Origin of the sequence: Amycolatopsis regifaucium, from assembly GCF_001613935.1 — a bacterium.
Taxonomy (GTDB): domain Bacteria; phylum Actinomycetota; class Actinomycetes; order Mycobacteriales; family Pseudonocardiaceae; genus Amycolatopsis; species Amycolatopsis regifaucium.
Genome location: NZ_LQCI01000012.1, coordinates 380,351 through 398,145, shown reverse-complemented (window position 1 = coordinate 398,145; position 17,795 = coordinate 380,351). Strand labels below are relative to the sequence as shown.

At 68.1% G+C, this 17,795-nt stretch carries 17 protein-coding genes; 10 read left to right on the top strand and 7 right to left on the bottom strand.

Going from position 1 to position 17,795, the window contains the following annotated elements:
• Positions 1–26: 26 nt before the first annotated feature.
• Positions 27–2,231 (bottom strand): RNA polymerase recycling motor ATPase HelR, encoded by a 2,205-nt coding sequence (helR, locus tag AVL48_RS16410; RefSeq protein ID WP_279626665.1) that lies wholly within the window; start codon positions 2,229–2,231, stop codon positions 27–29.
• 189 nt (positions 2,232–2,420) lie between these two features.
• Positions 2,421–4,235: a LamG-like jellyroll fold domain-containing protein gene (locus tag AVL48_RS16405; RefSeq protein WP_061981940.1), complete on the bottom strand. Its 1,815-nt coding sequence runs from the start codon at positions 4,233–4,235 to the stop codon at positions 2,421–2,423.
• 77 nt (positions 4,236–4,312) lie between these two features.
• Between AVL48_RS16405 and AVL48_RS16400 the strand changes: the two genes are divergently transcribed.
• On the top strand, positions 4,313–4,852 hold the full coding sequence (locus AVL48_RS16400) for a hypothetical protein (RefSeq protein ID WP_061981939.1): 540 nt from the start codon (positions 4,313–4,315) through the stop codon (positions 4,850–4,852).
• On the opposite strand, the gene AVL48_RS16395 is transcribed toward AVL48_RS16400, so the two are convergent.
• Complete coding sequence (locus tag AVL48_RS16395; protein WP_061981938.1) at positions 4,853–5,317, bottom strand: DUF6328 family protein; 465 nt, start codon at positions 5,315–5,317, stop codon at positions 4,853–4,855.
• A complete protein-coding gene (locus AVL48_RS16390; RefSeq protein ID WP_061981937.1) occupies positions 5,262–6,224 on the bottom strand; it encodes a DMT family transporter in 963 nt (320 codons plus the stop codon). Before AVL48_RS16390 ends, AVL48_RS16395 begins: the two co-directional genes overlap by 56 nt.
• Positions 6,225–6,308: 84 nt before the next feature.
• Here AVL48_RS16390 and AVL48_RS16385 point away from each other — a divergent pair, with 84 nt between their 5' ends.
• Positions 6,309–6,860 (top strand): superoxide dismutase family protein, encoded by a 552-nt coding sequence (locus AVL48_RS16385; protein WP_061981936.1) that lies wholly within the window; start codon positions 6,309–6,311, stop codon positions 6,858–6,860.
• Here the strand turns inward: AVL48_RS16385 and AVL48_RS16380 are convergent.
• Positions 6,857–7,258: a TIGR03667 family PPOX class F420-dependent oxidoreductase gene (locus AVL48_RS16380; RefSeq protein ID WP_061981935.1), complete on the bottom strand. Its 402-nt coding sequence runs from the start codon at positions 7,256–7,258 to the stop codon at positions 6,857–6,859. The two genes, AVL48_RS16385 and AVL48_RS16380, sit on opposite strands and share 4 nt — an antisense overlap.
• 43 nt (positions 7,259–7,301) lie before the next feature.
• The gene (locus AVL48_RS16375; protein WP_061981934.1) at positions 7,302–9,245 is read right to left on the bottom strand and encodes a DUF2339 domain-containing protein; all 1,944 of its coding nucleotides are present in this window, start codon (positions 9,243–9,245) and stop codon (positions 7,302–7,304) included.
• A gap of 463 nt (positions 9,246–9,708) precedes the next feature.
• Between AVL48_RS16375 and AVL48_RS16370 the strand changes: the two genes are divergently transcribed.
• The 3 genes from AVL48_RS16370 to dusB all read left to right on the top strand — a co-directional run bounded on the left by AVL48_RS16370 (position 9,709) and on the right by dusB (position 12,007).
• Positions 9,709–10,086 carry a hypothetical protein gene (locus AVL48_RS16370; protein ID WP_063816521.1) on the top strand — a complete coding sequence of 126 codons (378 nt, stop codon included), beginning with the start codon at positions 9,709–9,711 and terminating at the stop codon, positions 10,084–10,086.
• Between the two features lie 102 nt (positions 10,087–10,188).
• On the top strand, positions 10,189–10,773 hold the full coding sequence (locus AVL48_RS16365) for a hypothetical protein (protein WP_061981932.1): 585 nt from the start codon (positions 10,189–10,191) through the stop codon (positions 10,771–10,773).
• Positions 10,774–10,861: 88 nt separating this feature from the next.
• The gene (gene dusB / locus AVL48_RS16360; RefSeq protein WP_061981931.1) at positions 10,862–12,007 is read left to right on the top strand and encodes a tRNA dihydrouridine synthase DusB; all 1,146 of its coding nucleotides are present in this window, start codon (positions 10,862–10,864) and stop codon (positions 12,005–12,007) included.
• A 52-nt stretch (positions 12,008–12,059) separates the two neighbouring features.
• On the opposite strand, the gene AVL48_RS16355 is transcribed toward dusB, so the two are convergent.
• Entirely contained in the window at positions 12,060–12,344 is a 285-nt protein-coding gene (locus AVL48_RS16355; RefSeq protein WP_061981930.1) for a hypothetical protein, read from the bottom strand.
• 123 nt (positions 12,345–12,467) lie between these two features.
• On the opposite strand from AVL48_RS16355, the gene AVL48_RS16350 reads away from it, so the two are divergent.
• The 5 genes from AVL48_RS16350 to phoU all read left to right on the top strand — a co-directional run bounded on the left by AVL48_RS16350 (position 12,468) and on the right by phoU (position 17,749).
• A complete protein-coding gene (locus tag AVL48_RS16350) occupies positions 12,468–13,301 on the top strand; it encodes an alpha/beta fold hydrolase (protein ID WP_061981929.1) in 834 nt (277 codons plus the stop codon).
• 67 nt (positions 13,302–13,368) lie between these two features.
• On the top strand, positions 13,369–13,971 hold the full coding sequence (idi, locus tag AVL48_RS16345) for an isopentenyl-diphosphate Delta-isomerase (protein ID WP_425266137.1): 603 nt from the start codon (positions 13,369–13,371) through the stop codon (positions 13,969–13,971).
• Between the two features lie 65 nt (positions 13,972–14,036).
• Complete coding sequence (locus AVL48_RS16340) at positions 14,037–14,774, top strand: GGDEF domain-containing protein (RefSeq protein WP_061981928.1); 738 nt, start codon at positions 14,037–14,039, stop codon at positions 14,772–14,774.
• Positions 14,775–15,596: 822 nt separating this feature from the next.
• Positions 15,597–16,994 carry an LCP family protein gene (locus tag AVL48_RS16335; RefSeq protein ID WP_061982015.1) on the top strand — a complete coding sequence of 466 codons (1,398 nt, stop codon included), beginning with the start codon at positions 15,597–15,599 and terminating at the stop codon, positions 16,992–16,994.
• Between the two features lie 92 nt (positions 16,995–17,086).
• Complete coding sequence (gene phoU / locus AVL48_RS16330; RefSeq protein WP_061981927.1) at positions 17,087–17,749, top strand: phosphate signaling complex protein PhoU; 663 nt, start codon at positions 17,087–17,089, stop codon at positions 17,747–17,749.
• The last annotated feature ends 46 nt before the right edge of the window (positions 17,750–17,795 follow it).

The window sequence follows — 17,795 nt, the reverse complement described above, 5'->3', positions numbered from 1 at the left end:
GACCTTTCATGGCACTCGGGGGAGGGTCAGACGCAGCGCAGGTACGCGTCCGGAGTCCGCTGCCCGGAGTCGAGCCCGCGAAGCGCCTTCGGCAACACGCCGCTGTACAAGACCCCGAGCCGTTGAGTCGCCCGAGTCAGCGCGACGTACAGTTCCGCCTCGCCGCTGGGCCCCTCGGCGAGAATCCGCTCCGGCTCCACCACGAGGACGGAGTCGTACTCCAGGCCTTTGGTCGCGGACGGCGCGATCGCACCCGGTACGTCCGGCGGCCCGATGACCACCGAAGTACCTTCACGACCCGATTCCTCGCGGACGAATTCCGCGATGGCGTCCGCGAAGTCCACTTCGGACAGTCGACGGGCCCACGGGCGCACGCCGCACGAACGCACCGAGTCCGGCGGCACCACGTCCGGCGCGAAACTCGCCAGGAGCGAGGACGCCACCGTCATGATCTCCGACGGCGTCCGGTAGTTGACGGTCAGTTTCCGGTACACCCACCGGTCGGCGACGTACCGGGAGAGCATCGCGTCCCACGACCGCGCACCGGACGGCGACCGGCGTTGCGCGAGATCCCCGACCACGGTGAACGACCGGCTGGGGCATCGCCGCATCAGCACCCGCCAGTCCATTTCGGACAGTTCCTGCGCTTCGTCGACCACGACATGGCCATAGGTCCATTCCCGGTCGGCGGCCGCGCGTTCGGCCAGCTCCCGATCGTCACGCTTCGCGAAGCGTTCCGCCAGCTCCTCCGCCTTCAGTACGTCGGTCGGCCGGAGCGCGAACTCGTAGTCGTCGTGGTCCTCTTCGACCTCGACGATTTCCAGTACGCGCTCCGCGTACTCGCGCTGGGCCAGCTGCCGCCGTTCCTCCGCCCGGCGCTCGGCGGTGCGGTCCCAGCCGAGCAGCTCGACGGCCTCGTCGAGCAACGGCACGTCGGACACCGTCCACGCCGTCGCGTCCTCGCGGAACAGCGCCGGATCGGCCCCTGCCGCCCGCAACCGCTCCGGCGAGGAGTAGAGCTCCGCGAGCAGCCGCTGTGGCGTCAGTACCGGCCACAGCCGATCGAGTACCGCGCCGAGCCCCACGCTGACTTCCAGGTCACGCCGCAGGTTCTTCAGCATCTCCGGGCGGGTATGCGCGTCGTCCTTCGGCAACCAGCCGTCACCGAGCCGGTCGACGGCGCGTTCGGCGAGCGCGGTGATCACCTCGCGTTCGAAGACGGCCTTCGCCTCGTTGTGCAGCAGCCCGGTGTCCCTGGCCACCTCGCGGGCGGCCGCCGCGACTTCGGCGTCGAGCGGCACGGTGACGTCGTCGAGTTCGATCGGCTCCGGTTCGGCGGGCAGTTCCTGCCGGTCCGTCACCGCCGCCGCGAGCACGTCCAGCATCGCCAGCGAGCCCTTGAGCCGCTGGACGGCGGGCGGATCCTCGCGTTCGGTGTGCAGCCCGGGGACGAGGTCCCCCGGCGTCGCGAAAACGGCGCTGGTCTCGCCGAGCGACGGCAGGACGCGGCCGATGTGGTCGAGGAAGCCGCTGCTCGGGCCGACCACGAGCACGCCGCGGCGTTCCATCCGCTCCCGTTTCGTGTACAGCAGGTACGCCACCCGGTGCAGCGCCACCGCCGTCTTGCCGGTGCCGGGGCCGCCCTCCACGACCACGACCCCGGGGTGCTCCAGGCGGATGATCTCGTCCTGCTCGGCCTGGATCGTCGCGACGATGTCCCGCATCCCCTCGCCGCGCGGCGCGTTGACCGCGGCCAGCAGCGCGACGTCGCCCCGTTCCCCCGCCGGCTCCGGACGGCCGAAGACCTCGTCGGTGAAGTCGAGCACCTTCCGGCCGAGGGTACGGAACTGACGACGACGCCTCATTCCCTCCGGAGACGCGCCCGTCGCGCAGTAAAACGCGCGCGACGCGGGCGCACGCCAATCCAGCAGCAAGGGTTCATAGTCGTTTTCGTCGTCGAAAAGACCGACCCGGCCGACATAGAACCGGTCGCCCGAAAGGGCGTCCAATCGACCGAAACAAAGGCCCTCGTCGGCGACCTTCAGCCTGGCCATTTCGCGGGCTTTCGTGCCGACGGAGACTTCCCGGTCCGAAAGCGCGAACCCTTCTCCCCGCAGCGCGCCGGCGTACGCTTCGCTCACCCGCACCCGTTCCGCGTCCAGTCGCCCGTAGAGCGACGCGACGTACTCCCGTTCGGATCGCAATTCCTCGTCGTACCCCTGATTTGACAAGTTCCCCTCACAGCGTTTAGACTGCTGACAAGTTCGGCGTGACAATCAGGTACATCTGATTGCGCGCCGATTTTTCATTGTCCACCACTTGTCAAGGGCGACCCGGTATCACTACGGAAATGATCGTGCGCGATAATGGGGACCACAGCCCACCATTACCGCGCACGATCCGCGCTGTCCGGTTACCGCTCAGCCGAGCATGAACTCGCGGGGCTCCAGCGCCCTCCCCACCACGCGGACGTCGCCGAGCCAGCCGTGGAACGCCTGCTCGACGGTCGAGTCGTAGGCGTAGGCCCCGATCAGCCAAGGACCACCGGGATTCGCGATCCCCGCGGCCGCCGTCTTCGGGTTCCGCAGCACCGGGCAACCGTCGACGTACAGCGTCATCCGCCTGCCGTCGTTGACGGCGGCGACGTGGAACCATTCCGCCAAGGCCAGTTCATGACCCCAGCAGGTGGAAATCCCGTTCTGGTCCACCGGGAACACCGCCCACTGGAACGCCGCACCGTCCGAAAGGGACAGTGTCGCGGCGGGCTCACCGGGGTCGTCACCGGTCTTGCCCGCCTTGCCCCCGGAGCCCTGCCTGCCGAAGAGCGCGGCCCAGGAATGCTTGCCGTCCTTGAAATCGGCTGGCAGCCTCACGAACGCCTCGACGGTGTAACCGCGCGCGAACGTCTCCGCGTTCATCGGTGCGGAGTCGGCGGTGCGCAGGTATCCGCCGCGCGCGGGCTTCTTGCCGCCGTCGAACCGAAGGCTCGACCTCGACGGCTGCCGCGCGGAGAACTCACCGGAGAACCGCACCGCGTCGGGCGCGCTGCCGGGCAAGGCCACCCGGACCAGGTCGTTACCCCGGCCGGACAGGTCACGGACACCGGAGACCGGCGCGCCGTCCCGGCCTTCGAACCGCCAGTACGCCACGGTGCCGCGGATCAGCTGCCGTTCGGCCGGCCGCGCGGGCGGGACCGGGACCGGCGCGAAACCGGCGAACCTCGCCTCGAAGTCGATCTCCAGGCTGAAGTAGTCCACCGGGCCGGTGCGCTCGATCTCCTGTCGCTGCAACTCGTTCAGCCGCGGCGCCTGGTCGGCCAGCCACGGCGAGAACGTGCGGACGTCGATGACGTTCCGCGCGAGGTCGAACCGGTAGAGCCGGATCATCGCGCTGCCGCCGTAGTAGCGGTCCTGGTAGTTGGTGATGTGCAGGTGGACGTCGTTGCCCGCCTTGTTCCGCTTCACCGCGCGTCCCGGCGGCCAGTAGTGTCCGTTGAGTGTCAGGAAGATCTGGTCGTTCCCGTCGACCAGCTCGTCCCACACCTTCTGCCCGAACTCCGAAAGCCGCGCCTCGCCCGCCTCGTCGGCCCATACCAGTTCATGGATGGTCAAAATCGCCGGAAGCCGGGGATTTTTCGCGAGTATCGACCGCGCCCACTCCAGTCCGCCCGCCGACGGCCGCCAGTCGAGCGCCAGCAGCAGCCACTCCCGGCCACCCGCGCGGAACACGTGATGGCTGTTGTAGCCGTCCGGGCTCGCGCCGCGGAAGGTCCGCGAACCGCGTTGCCGCTGCGGGCCGAAAGCGTCGAGATACGGCGTGCGGCCGCGCTGGTCGTCGGTCGAGGACTTGATGTCGTGGTTGCCCGCCAGCGTGCTGTAGGGGAACCGGCGTCGGTCCAGGTGCTGGAACGACCGGCTGATCCCGTCGAACTCGCCCGGCCGGCCGTTCTCGGTGAGGTCACCGAGATGCGCCAGGAAGACGATGTTCTCGTCGCCGCCGGTGACGTACCGCAGCGTCGCGTCCAGCGGCGCGGGGTCACCGCGGTCGGCGTCGAAGAGGTACTGGGTGTCGGGCAGGACCGCGAGGGTGAACCGGGTGTCTTCGGTGTCCAAGCCGTGGTGGCCGGGGGTCGCCGAAGCCGCCGGTGCGCCGAGGGAGGGCAACGCGGACACCGCCGCACCGGCGCCGAGCAGGCCGGCACCACGCAGGAAGGTCCTTCTGGAGGAGTCGTTCACGGCCGCAACCTACGGTCGCGGAGGCAACGCTTCCCGAACCGCGGATGAACACTTGCTCCGCTCGGTAGCTTCGTGTCATGGGGAATCTCAAACGCTGGCCCGTGCTCACCGGGGTCGGCGTGCTGGTGGGCGCGGCGGCCTGGTGGATCGTGGACGAGATGCCGTCGGTGGACGAAGCCGTCGCCCGGGAGGCGCTGCCCGGAATCGACGAGCATCTGCGCGCGTCGACGACGGCGGCCGCCCGCTCCGGCGACCCGCGCATCCGCTGGGTGTGCACGCAGAAGGTGATCGAGACCCGGCCGGAAGGCGATCTCGTCAACATCGGTCTGGTCGCGAGCTGCGACGAGGTCGCGAAAGAGGGCGACGGGCTCGTCACGCGCAGCGGATTCCGGCGGCAGCCGATGGTCTACCGCGTGGAACGAACCCCCGGCGGGTACCGCGTGCTCGACCGGAAGTTCGCGGAGGACGGCGCAGGCCACTCCCGTTCGGTCAAGGAGATGTTCTCGTGGATCGGCGCGCGCCGGGTGCTCGACGGTGCGAGCCCGGACGACCCGAAGTCCGTGTCCGCCGCCGCGTTCGGCCTCCCCGAAAGCACGCCGGTGCGCACGGGTCGGTGATCAGTCGCCGTTGTGGTCGATCATCTTCGGCACGACGAACCACATGACGAGGAACAGCACCCCCGACACCACACCGAGGACCATCATCGCGATCGGGCCGAAAACGACCTTCGCGATGAGCGCGACGGTCGTGGTGATGGCGGCCGCGAGGCAGCCGAGTCCGACCAGGACGGACCGGTTGCCGACGGTGAGGATGCGCTCACGATTGCCGGTCCGGAACAGCAATCGGTGCCACGCGGCGGGTGCGGTGAGCAGCACCGTCGAACAGACCGTGAGCAGGACCGCCGTCAGGTGAACGGATTTCTCGAACCCGCTCGCCTCGTGGAACTCGTCGGTGAACACCACCGTGAGCAGGAAGCCGAAGAGGATCTGCACGCCCGCCTGCGCGACCCGCAGCTCCTGCAGGAGCTCACTGACGTTGCGGGTCAGGCGTTCGTTCTTCGTCTCGCCGGTGTGCTCGACCATTCAGCGGCTCCAAGACCATCGGTTGACGCCTGACCTTTTCATGCCAGCCGAGCGAAGTCACTGACACGACTACCGCGGCCAGGCCCAGCCACTGAGTACCCGACAAATCGGCGTTCAAGCACAATACGCCGATAACGGCCGCCGTGACGGGGAACGCCAGTTCTGCCAGCGTCGCCCTGGCGGCGGGCGTCGACCGCAGGCCCCAGTAGTACAGGCTCAGCGCCAGCAAGCCGGGGACCAGCGCGAGCAGCCCGAGTCCGAGCGCGTTGTCCCAGCCGACCGCGAACCGGCCGCCCTGATACGCCACGATGCCTGCCGCGACCGGAAGCCCGACGGCGAAGCGCAGCGTGGTGACCTCCTTCGGCGCCAGTTCGGTGGAGAGCAGCCTGCCGAGCACCGTGCCCGCCGCCCACAACGCGGCCGCGCCGATCGCCAGCAGCGCCGCCTTGGCCGCGGCGAGCTGGATGTTCAGGGGATCCTTGAACGCCAGCAACCAAGCACCCAGCAACGCCGGGATCGCGAAGAACGCGTACCCGGCGCGCACGCGTTCACCGAGGACGAAGAACGCCGCGAGGACGGCGAAGACCGGCTGAAGCTTTTGCAGCACCAACGGCGTCACGGGGTCGCCCAGTTTGAAGGCGGCGGTGAACATCGCCGTCGCCAGCGCGGAAGAGCCACCGCCGATGGCGAGCACGGCCAGCCATTCCCGCGGACCGCACCGCCGCAACGCGCGGAAGGCACCCGGGATGAGCGGGCTGAGGACGAGCACCACCAGCAGGTGCTCCCAGAAGACGACCGTGGCCGCCGGGAGCGCCTCGGCGAGCGGAAGACGCAGAAGGCCGTCAGTGCCCCAGAGGGCCGCGGCGACCGCGACCAGCCAGGTGCGATCCGGAGGGTTGGTACTCACATTTCCTGCCCATAGTTTGAGAATGATCGCCCGACCGAGTGACCTGTCTGGCGTGCCCGATGTCCGGCGGACTAGGCAGGGGACATGCGCCTCGTCCCCCTCATGACCGCTGTCGTATCCACTGCCGCGTTGCTCGCCGTCGGTGGCGCCGGAACGGCCGCCGCCGCCCCGCAAGCCCCGGTGCACGTCATCACCGCCAAGGGCAAGCTCACGACGTACAAGCCGGAACTGGTCCCGGCCGGCGCTCGCGCGCACGTCTTCGGGTTGACCTCCAAGGCTTTCGGCACCTCGACCGCGCTACTCGTGACCGGTCTGCTGCCCAACCGCGAATACGGCGCCCACGCGCACACGAAGCCCTGTGGCGCCACCGGCGACCTGGCCGGACCGCACTACCAGAACGTCGAAGACCCGGTGAAGCCGTCGGTGGATCCGGCCTACGCCAACCCCCGCAACGAGATCTGGCTGGACCTCACCACCGACGCCACCGGCCGCGGCGTCGCCGTGTCCAAAGTGGACTGGACGTTCACCGATCGGCGGGCGAATTCGATCGTGATCCACGAAACGCATACGCACACCGACCCCGGCCACGCCGGGACCGCTGGTGCCCGGCTGGCCTGTGTCACCGTCGGCTTCTAAAAACCCCAGGTGCGCTCGGGCCGGATCCTGATCCGGACGCTGTACTCCCGGTCGAATTTCGGGACGTCGTAGTCGATCGCGGGGTAGTGCTTCTCGTACTTTTCGAGGAAGCCAGGCTGCTCCGACGCGAGACCGTCCGGCAGGATCTCGGCCTTGCCGCCGATCACCAGGATCGAGCCGCCGTGCTCGTCGCTGTTGAAGTGGATGCTGACTTCGGGGTTGGCTTCGATGTGGCGGGTCTTCGCCGTGTCCGGCTGGCTGAAGACGATGAAGTCTTCACCGTCGAGCACGAACCACACCGGGCGGGGCGAAGGCCTGCCCTTCGGGCTGATGGTGGTCAGCCAGGCGATGTTCTCCTTCGCCCGCTCGGCGAGCCGCGGGTCGGGTCGGTAGCTCATGAACCGACCAACCACGACCCGGCGGCTTTTCTTCCTCGTCCGCTCAGCGAGACGCGACGAGTTTCGCGTAGCGCGTCCCGGCACCGAGCAGCACCAGGCCGGCGAGGAGGAAGGCGGCGACCCTGGCGAGACCGTCGAGCGCGGAGAGGTCGAACAGCACCAGCTTCAGCACCGCCGCCCCGACCAGCACGAAGCCGATCACCCGCAGGCTGACCGCGGCGATGCCGCGGATGAGCAGCACCAGCGCGGCGACCGTCCAGGACACCGTGATCACCACGTGGCCGACCAGGAAACCCGAGCGGCCGGGGACGGCCAGCAGCGCGCCGCACAACACCATCGCGCCCGCGCCGTAGAGCCCGCAGACCCCCGCGAGGAGCCACGGCACCACGTTCTCCGACGCGGCCTTGAACAGCCCGAGCCGGTGCGCGACCCACGGAAGCGTGATCGAGACGGCCAGGATCGCGACGGCCACCAGCAAGGCGGCGGCGAGGTCGGCGTCCGGCCGGTTCCGGATCAGGAAGAAGAGCGTCGGCGGGACGTCGAAGGCCAGCGCGATCATGCCGCCGATGACGGCGAAGCCCAGTCCGCCGAAGAGCGCCACGTGCTTCTTCGTCCACAGCGCGACCAGCGCCAGCAGCACACCTTCGCCGAGGAGGATCGCCGAACGCGCACTGCCGTCGAACAGGGTCATCGTCGTCTGCAGGGCAGCGAGGAGCCCGGCGGCGCCCGCGAGGTCACCCGTCCAGCCGTTGAGCCACTGCCCGGCCGCCCACACCCCGAGCAGCACCAGCGCGACCGTCGCGGTGACGAGCACGGCCGGAGTCTTCGGCAGGAACAACGCGGCGAGCAACGACGGCGCCGGCGCGACCGCCAGCAGGGCCAGCGCGGCGGCGTCTCCCGGCCGCTTGGCGGTGACGATCAAGGCCAGCGCGATTCCGACACCTCCCGCGGCCAGCGCGGCGGCGGTATTGGCCGTGCTGCCACCGAAACCGGTGAACGCCGTGCTGAAGACCGACGCGACCAGCGGCGGAATCCCGGCGGCGACCGCGACCGACGGCCACGACTGGCGCAGCTGCACCGGCGTCGAAGCGACCTGGACCACCAGCAGGAACGCGACCAGTTCAGCGGTGAAACCCTGCGTGATGATCGGCGCGCAGACCACACACCCGAGCACGACGGCCGTGGCGAGCAGCGACGACTTCCACCGCACGGCCAGCAGCAATCCGCCGACCGCGATCAGGAGACCGATCGCGAGACCGACGTAGGCCGGGAGGTACTCGTACATCGTCGTCGCGGCGATGGCGTCGAGGTACAACGCCCCGATCCCGGTCGCGGCGACCGCGAACGCCCCCGTGCGGCCCGCCGGCGTGCGGTGCAGGCGAAGCCCGATCCCGACCAGCGCCGCGCCGAGCACGGCGCCGCCGATCACCCGCGGCAACGGGCCGAACCAGCCACGCTGGATCGCGAGCACGAGGAACAGCACGACACCCAGCAGCGTGACCGCGCCACCGATCCAGGCCAGCAACCTGCTGCCGACGCCTTCTTTGCTCAGCTTCTCGCCCAGCGTCACCTTCGGGACCGGCTGATAGGGCCGGTAGGGCTGCTGCGGCGGGCGGGGCTGCTGGTACTGCTGATACGGCTGGCGGTATTGCTGCTGGTACTGCTGCCACCGCTGCTGCGCCTGGGCGTGCGCGTACTGGGCTTGCTGGTACTGGGCGTGGTGGGGGTACGGGTACACCGGCTGCTGGGGCTGGGCAGGGACCGGCTGCGGCTGGGCTTTCTGCTCCTGCTGCTCTGCGGATGCCTGCTGCTCGGCGGGTGCCTCCTGCTCTGCGGGTGCCTGCGGCGTTTCGGCAGGCGTCGGTGCCGCGTCTGCCTGGACGGTCCGCAGCTCGGTCCCGACCCGCGCGAGGCGGGCCCCAAGATCGTCGATCTCCCCGGCGAGCCTGAGGAGCACATCCCCATCGGTGGTCATGACGATCAGCATGCGTCCCGAGGACCGCTGAAGGATCCGTAGCACTACTCAATCGTGATGACGATGTGGTCAGACGGGGTGAGCGTGCGGTCACTGTGTGGAAATAGGGACGTTGAGTGTCCCTATTTCCACACGGCCCGGATCGGCCACCGCAGCCCGGATCTCGGTTGCGTACCGGCAAAAAGGGGAGAATATCCAACCCTTTTCACGAACTGTCTACCCCGCCATTGACGGTTGCGTCTACCCCTGCCTAGACATACTCTGCGAAGAGACGGGACGTCATCAGGAAGATCGCCGTTGCCGCCAGGCGGCAACGGGCAGCGTGGATCCTCGAGCGAGAGGGCGCCAACCACACCATCTACACCTTGAACGGACTGGTGTTCCCCATTCCACGACATACCGAACTGGGAGAGATCTTCGCTGTCGAGATCTTCAAAGAGTGCGAGGACGTCCTCGGGAAAGGATGGTGGAGGAAGTGAAGACCTACCATGCCGAAGTCACCCGCGATGGCAAGTTCTGGCTCATCCGAGTTCCCGAGATCGGCCGCTCGACGCAGGCGCTCCGTTACAAGGACGTCGCGACCATGGCGAGCGAACTCATCGAGATCATGGAGGACCTCCGTGGCGACGAGTACGACCTCCACCTCAAGGTGCGGCTGCCGGATTCGGTGACTGACCATCAGGCTCGGGCCGAGGTCCTGCGCGAGGAGGCCCAGCGCAAACAAGCGGAAGCGGCCGCGGAGCACCGAGCCGCGGTTCAAGAACTGCTGGCCCTCGGGGTTTCGCAGCGCGAAGCCGGCGAAGTACTCGGCATGTCGTTCCAACGTGTCAGCCAGTTGGCGAAGTCGTCCTGACTAGCCGCCTCTACTGCAGGACCGACTCACCAGGCCGGACTCCTGGGTCTCGGGCCTCACCACTAAGGTGTTACCCCGATCACTGAGGGTCAGGGGGACATCGTGAGGGACGACGATCAGGAATCCACCAAGAAGACCGGCTGGGGACACCTCGGCCATCAATGGATCACCGCGATCGCCGCACTGGTGACCGCGTTGGCTGGAGCCGGTTTCTTTCTCGGCCGCACGAGCGCCCCGGACGCGGAACAGCCGAACACAACGAACGCCTTCTCGACCGCGACGGTCACCGTCACCGCGACGCCAGAGGTTCGTCCCGTTGGCGAAGCCCCGACAACAGTGCCGCCGCCGAATACCGGCGGGGCGGTTTACTGGACCGGCGAACTCACGTGGGGGAAGTTCAATCTCGATCACAACCCACCGAATTACACCGATGGCGAGTACCTCGCCAACATTTCCAGCGGCTACTTGTACGTGAAAGGCAATACGACCGTGACGTCCTGGAAGAAGAGCGGACGGCCGGGCAAAGGCGAGTGCGCTTCGGCCGTGGACACGGACGGCTCCAACCAGGTCCAGGTCGCGACCGGAAATCAGGTATGCGGGCGCACTGCCGAGGGACGGATCTTCCTCCTCGATGTGCTCGCAGCCGGTAACACCATTCGCACCAAGGTCACCGTCTGGAACACGTGATCCGAATCGGCTGCCAGGCAGGTCGCATAGTTCTCCGGACGGCGCGTTCATCCAGCCCACGTGCGAGTGACAGACACCACAGGCGACAATGGAGGACGTGACAGCCACCCTGAGCAAGCCCAGCCTGAAGATCGGCCCCTACGAGGTCGATCCCCCGGTCGTGCTCGCTCCCATGGCCGGCATCACCAACGTCGCCTTCCGGCAGCTGTGCCAGGAGTACGGCGCCGGGATCTACGTGTGCGAAATGATCACCGCCCGCGCGGTGGTCGAACGCCACCCCGGCACCATGCACATGATGACCTTCGGCGAGAACGAAAAGCCCAGGTCCATGCAGCTGTACGGGGTCGACCCCAAGACCATGGCCGAAGCCGTCCGCATCATCACCGGCGAGGGACTCGCCGACCACATCGACAGCAACTTCGGCTGCCCGGTCGCGAAGGTGACGCGTAAGGGTGGCGGGGCGGCGTTGCCGTTCAAGCGCAAGCTGTTCGCCGACATCGTGCGCGAGTCGGCGAAGGCCGCGGCCGAGGCGGGCGTGCCGTTCACGGTCAAGTTCCGGGTGGGTATCGACGACGACCACCTGACCTACCTCGACGCCGGGCGGATCGCCGAGGCCGAGGGCGCGGCGGCGGTCAGCCTGCACGCGCGCACGGCCGCGCAGCGCTACTCCGGCCAGGCCGACTGGACGAAGATCGCCGCGCTCAAGGAGGCCGTCACCAGTATCCCGGTGCTCGGCAACGGCGACATCTTCACCGCCGAGGACGCGCTGCGCATGGTCGACGAGACCGGTTGCGACGGTGTCGTGGTCGGCCGCGGCTGCCTCGGCAGGCCGTGGCTGTTCGGTGAGCTGGAAGCCGCCTTCGCCGGGCGCCCGCAGCCCACGCCGCCGAATCTCGGCGAGGTCGCGAAAGTGCTGCGCCGTCACACCGAACTGCTCGTCGAGCACGACGGTCACGACAAGGCGATGCGTGACATCCGCAAACACATGGCCTGGTACTTCATGGGTTTCCCGGTCGGCTCCGAGCTGCGCCGCGGTTTCGCGATGCTGTCCAGTTTGGACCAGCTCGACGAGCTCATCGCCGAACTCGACCACGACGCCCCGTTCCCCAGCGCCGCCACCGGACCGCGTGGACGGCAGGGTTCGCCGGGCAAGGTCACGCTGCCGCACGGCTGGCTCGACGACCCGGACGACGACTGCGTCCCCGAAGCCGAGGACATGCACTCCGGCGGCTGAACCGGAAAACGCTCCCGCCGGGTTGCCCGGCGGGAGCGTCTTCGTTCACGACTCAGGTGCCCCTGGTCTTGTAGGCGAACTTCCACTGGCCGTGGTCGACCTCGAAACACCGCATGGTGATCGTGTAGTACCGGGCCATGTTGCTCTGCTCGATCTGACAACTGCTCAGGCTCGAGTACGGTCCGAGCTGGCAACCCGGATTCCCGTCACAGACACCGAGCACCGAGACCGGTGCCTCCTGAGCCACCGCGACATTCACCGCGGTGACACCGATTCCGCCCGCGAGCGCGACGGAAGTGGCACCGACGGCGAGCCGGCGCCTCCACCTGTTCGACATGTGTTACCCCAGTTTCCCCAGTGCGGCCGAAGACCGGCCGCGGCGCTCATTAGACGATCAACCGACGCTCGTCGTCAATCCCTTGCCGCCCGCCCGAAACCGAAGGCCCGTAAAGTCGGCGTCGTGATCGAGCAGCTGAGCATCCCCACCGACGCCGGTTCCTTCGACGCCATCGCGGCGGGTCCCGAAGACGGCCGTCCCGTCCTGCTGCTGCACGGATTTCCCGAGGCCGCGGTGGAATGGGAGCACCAGGTCGCGACGCTCGGCGTGCTCGGCTATCGCGCGGTGGCACCGGATCAGCGCGGCTATTCGCCGGGTGTCCGGCCGGAACAGGCGTCCGAATACGGGATCGACGCTCTCGTCGGTGACGTCATCGCGATCGCGGATCGGTTGGGGTGGAAGGAATTCGACCTCGTAGGACACGATTGGGGCGGCGCTGTCGCGTGGTGGGCGGCCGACACGCATCCCGGCAGACTCCGCAGTCTCGCCGTCATTTCGACGCCGCACCCGGCTGCGCTGGCGGAGGCCATGAAGACCGACGAGGACCAGCATCTCCGCTCCGGGTACATGACCGAATGGCGGCAGACCCGCGTCACCGAACGCCGGATGCTGGAGAACAACGCCGACGCGCTGCGCCGCATGTTCGACTGGAAACTGCCGCCGAGCAAGATTGACGAGTACATCCGGCGACTGTCCGAACCGGGCGCGCTGACCGCCGCGCTCAACTGGTACCGCGCCGGCCGTCCCGGCGGGAAGATCGGGCCGATCGAGGTACCGACCCTCTACATCTGGAGCACCGAAGACGCCGCCTTCGGTTCGACGGCCGCGCTCGACACCGCGAATCGGGTCACCGGCCCGTATCGCTTCGAGATGATCGAGGACGCCTCCCATTGGGTGGTGGAAGAGGCCCCGGAGGCCGTCACTTCTTTGCTCGTGGAGCACCTTTCGTCCCACTAACAGGGGTAACTCTGGTCGCGGTACCGGTTACAGCGAGGCGGGTGGTTCAGTGGGTCCGGTGAACAACATGACCGAAGTGGACACCGAACGCATCGTCTATGTGACCGAGGACGGCGAACCGACCGGCGAGACCGCGCCCAAGCTGTCCGCTCACCACGAGGACACCCGGCTGCACCTGGCGTTCTCCTGCTATCTGTTGCGCCGCAGCGACCAGGCTCTGCTGATCACCAGCCGTGCCGCGTCGAAGAAGGTGTGGCCGCGGGTCTGGACCAACAGCGTCTGCGGGCATCCCGCACCGGGCGAGCCGATCGAGGAGGCCGTCCGTCGCCGCGCCGCCTTCGAGCTGGGACTGCCCCGATTGGACGGGCTCCGTTGTGTCCTCCCGAAGTACCGTTACCGGACGCCGCCATTCGAGGGAGTGGTCGAGAACGAGTTCTGCCCGGTGTTCGTCGCCTGGATCGACGGCGACCCGGAGCCGCATCCGGACGAGGTCGGCGACTGGCGTTGGCTGAGCTGGAATGATTACGTACTGTTGCTGAATGACGATGTGACTGACGTGAGTTACTGGGCGAAGGATCAGTTTTCGCAGCTCAAAGACGTGGAGCCGTTTTCGTCCTTACGGAACGGTACTTCGCTGCGTGACAATGGTGCCGAACCGTCGTCCACTTGAGCGATATTCGCTTTGGCCCGTACCGATACCTCAAGAGATCCCTCCTGTACGACGAAAACCAATTCGTGGCGGAGGTGAGCGTGGTAGCCGATGACGAGGCCGCGCTCCCCCCGGGCGCGCCGGGCACCGATCTGCTCAGCATCCACGAGTCCATCGCCGGGGTGCTCGCCACCCAAGGTGACTGGCGGCGCGCCTACCACCATCTCAAGTCCGCCTTCGACCTCGCCCGCGCCGGCAGCCTGCGCGACACCCTGACGTCCAGCTACAACCGGCGCTATCTCGACCAATGGCTGCACGGACCGGCCCTCGACCACCGCGGCCCGCCCGGGATGGCGATCGCCTTGGTCGACCTCGACCTGTTCAAAGAGGTCAACGACACTTTCGGGCATCTGGTCGGCGACCGGGTCCTGCGCGAAGTGGCCGACCTGCTGCAGCAAGGACTTCCGCCGGAGGCGTTCTGCGCCCGCTACGGCGGGGAGGAGTTCGCGCTGGTCCTGCCCGACGTCGACGCCGCCCGCGCGGTACGGATCGCCGACACCGCCCGCGTCCGGGTCGCCCGCCATCCGTGGGCGCGGATCCGGCCCGGCCTCGCGGTGACGATCAGCGTGGGCCTCGCGCACGAAAACCGTGCGGAACCGGGCCGCGCGAGGGAAACGGCGGAACCGGAACGGCAGTTGCGCCGCGCCGACGCTTTGTTGTATATGGCGAAACGGGCCGGTCGTAACAAAGTGGCGTATCGCGATAACGAATCGTCACGGATGATTCCTCGTTCGGTGAACTCGGCGGAGTCCGCGGGCGCCTAGCCACCCACTCGGTCAATGTCACACCCTGCGTAACGGTTTCGACGCTTTTAACGATGCTTTAACCAGGACCGCTCACCCGATCGCATGGACCGTTCGGCGCTTCTCGGTACCTTGTGTGCGGAAAATTCCGGGATGGTTGTCGTCACGAACTTGAGGTGTCCGTACGATAACGAAAGAGCTTCGACGCCAGTTGTGAAAGGAGACCGAGTGCCCGACGAGCACCACACCCCGGGGACCGGTCGCCACAGCAACACCGACAGCAGCGCCGGTGAGCGCGGGCAGCGCGGCCGTCGCCGCTCGATGGAGACCCACGGCGGCATCAGCGTCTCCGACGTCGTCGCACGTCATACGGGTGAACGCCCGATCTTCGACCCCGAAGCCGAGGCACCGTCTCCGCGCCGTCTCCGGCAGGCCGAACCGGCGCCGGAACCTCCGAGAACCGGTTCGCACGCCGCGCGGGTGGAGCCACCCGCACCCCGCCGTCCGCGGCCCGCCACCCCGGCCGAGAACCCGCCTCGCGCGGTCCGCCCCACCGCGCCGCAGGCCTCGGCGCCCGGACAGCCACGGAACCCGCACCCCACCGAGACGCCGCGACCGCCTCGCGCACGCCAGCCGCGCCGCACTCCGCAGGCCGCACCGAGCCCCGAAGCGCCGACGCAGCGCCGTCCGCCGGTGGTGAACCCGGGCGCGCAGCAGCAGCCCGCGGTGCCGCCGCCGCCCCGCCGTCCCCGCCGCCCGGCGCAGCGGCCGATCCAGCAGGCACCGGTACCGCGGCCGCCCGCCCCGCAGTCGATTTCCGGTGCCGTCCCGGCACGGTCCGAAATGGACCGGCTCACGATGACCGACGAGCTCGAGGCGATCGACGACGCGACGATCGTCAAGCGCAAGATCGACCACACGCTCGCCCGGTTCTCCGCCGCGCACGACGAACTCGAAGCCGAAGAGGCCAAAAAACGCGAACGGCGTGAACGGCTCGCTGCCCGCCCGGCGGCGCTGCTGGAGCAGACCCGTACGGCGCTGCAGCGGGTGGTCACCACCACCGACAGCGACCCCGCCGAAACCGAGCAGGCGCCGCAGACGCGCCTGCAGGAGAAGAAGGAACGGAAGACCAAGCAGAGCGCCAAGGCGGGCCGGATCGCGGCGGCCGTGGTCGCCGCGCTCGTGTTCCTCTCCCTCGGTACCGCATGGGGTGCGCAGACCTGGTTCGACGCGAAGTTCAACACCGTCGCCTCGCTCGACGAGGACTCGGCCGACATCCAGGACGCCGCCGGCCAGAACGGCGACGAGAACTTCCTGATGGTCGGCTCCGACACCCGCGACGGCGCGGCCGCCGAGGACGGTGTCGGTGACGCGAACGGCACTCCTGGTGCCCGTTCGGACACGGTCATGATCGCGCACATCCCGGCCGACCGGCAGCGCGTCGTGATGGTGTCCTTCCCGCGCGACCTCGAGATCAACCGCCCCGAATGCAAGCGCTGGGACCCGGCGACGTCGTCGTACACCGACCAGACCTCGCCGGCTCAGAAGATCGCGAAGCTGAACACCGCTTACGCGGTCGGTGGCCCGCAGTGCGTCACGAAGGTCATCCAGCAGATCACCGGCATGAAGATCAACCACTTCGTCGGCATCGACTTCAACGGCTTCAAATCCATGGTCGACGCCGTACAGGGCGTCACCGTGTACAACGAGAAGCCGATCGACGACACGACGCTCGGCATGGTCATCCCGCAGGCCGGCGAGGTCCGGATCTCGGGCGACCAGGCGCTGAACTACGTACGGGCGCGGCACGTCAAGGGCGACCCGACGTCGGACTACGGCCGGATCAAGCGGCAGCAGGCCTTCCTCGGCGCGCTGCTGAAGACCGTGATGTCCAAGGAAGTCATCCTGGACACCGGCAAGCTGAGCGGCTTCATCGACGCGTTCGCCAAGGCCACCTTCGGCGAGAACCTCGGCATCAAGCAGATGATGACGCTGGCCAAGTCGATGCGCGGACTCGACTCGGGCAAGGTCAAGTTCCTCACCGTGCCGACCACCGAAGAGGCGAACAACCGCGGCAACGAGGTGTTGTTGCAGGGCAAGACGAAGGCCCTCTTCGAGGCGCTGATCAACAACACCCCGCTGGAAGAGAAGTCGCCCGAACCCCCGGCGAGCAGTACGGCGTCCGCTCCGCCGAGTTCCGCCAAATCCGGCGGCGCCAAGAAGAGCAGCAGCTCAGGCTGAAGATCCGCCGAGGGATCATTCGTTAGTCCGGGTTCACGTCAGGTTCACTCTGCGATGCGGCTTTTGGCCCTTGTTCCCCGTAGGGTTGGGCCATGCGTGAGGCTTACCATGTCGAACTCGAACAGCTCGCCGAGAACCTAGCGAGCATGTCGCTCCAGGTCGCCGACGCGATGGAGCGTGCGACCCGGGCATTGCTCGAGGTCGATCTCGGACTCGCCGAGCAGGTGATCAGCGACGACGCGAAGGTCGACGACGCGCGCGCTGAATGCGAGGAGCAGGCGTACGCGCTGCTGGCCCTGCAGGCACCCGTCGCGACCGACCTGCGGACCGTCCTCGCCGCGATCCACGCGGCGGAAAGCCTGGAGCGGATGGGCGATCTGGCGCTGCACGTGGCCAAGGCCGCGCGCCGCCGTCACCCCGATCCCGTGCTGCCCGAGGCCGTGCGGGCCGACTTCGCCAAGATGGGCGAGGTGGCGGTCAAGCTGGCCAGGCAGGCCGAGCAGGTCATCAAGTCCAAGGACATCGAGGCCGCCCGCACGATCGAGTCGGACGACGACGAGGTCGACGAGATCCACAAGCACCTGTTCACGGTCATCATGGACCGGGACTGGGACCACGGCGTCGCCGCGGCCGTGGACGTCACCCTGCTGGGCCGTTTCTACGAGCGCTTCGCCGACCACGCCGTCTCGGTCGCGCGCCGGATGATCTTCGTGGTGACCGGCAAGATGCCCGGCTACGGTCCCGACGAACTCTGACCCCGGAAGTACATGAAGGCCCCCTTCCTTGCGCCTGGCGCAAGGA

Bases quoted from the DNA above. Each gene is read 5' to 3' on its own strand.
- idi (WP_425266137.1), top strand. From the start codon at position 13,369: ATGACCGAAGTGGACACCGAACGCATCGTCTATGTGACCGAGGACGGC.
- AVL48_RS16400 (WP_061981939.1), top strand. From the start codon at position 4,313: ATGGGGAATCTCAAACGCTGGCCCGTGCTCACCGGGGTCGGCGTGCTG.
- AVL48_RS16395 (WP_061981938.1), bottom strand. From the start codon at position 5,317: ATGGTCGAGCACACCGGCGAGACGAAGAACGAACGCCTGACCCGCAAC.
- AVL48_RS16335 (WP_061982015.1), top strand. From the start codon at position 15,597: ATGGACCGGCTCACGATGACCGACGAGCTCGAGGCGATCGACGACGCG.
- AVL48_RS16355 (WP_061981930.1), bottom strand. From the start codon at position 12,344: ATGTCGAACAGGTGGAGGCGCCGGCTCGCCGTCGGTGCCACTTCCGTC.
- dusB (WP_061981931.1), top strand. From the start codon at position 10,862: ATGGAGGACGTGACAGCCACCCTGAGCAAGCCCAGCCTGAAGATCGGC.
- AVL48_RS16375 (WP_061981934.1), bottom strand. From the start codon at position 9,245: ATGCTGATCGTCATGACCACCGATGGGGATGTGCTCCTCAGGCTCGCC.
- AVL48_RS16385 (WP_061981936.1), top strand. From the start codon at position 6,309: ATGCGCCTCGTCCCCCTCATGACCGCTGTCGTATCCACTGCCGCGTTG.
- phoU (WP_061981927.1), top strand. From the start codon at position 17,087: ATGCGTGAGGCTTACCATGTCGAACTCGAACAGCTCGCCGAGAACCTA.
- AVL48_RS16380 (WP_061981935.1), bottom strand. From the start codon at position 7,258: ATGAGCTACCGACCCGACCCGCGGCTCGCCGAGCGGGCGAAGGAGAAC.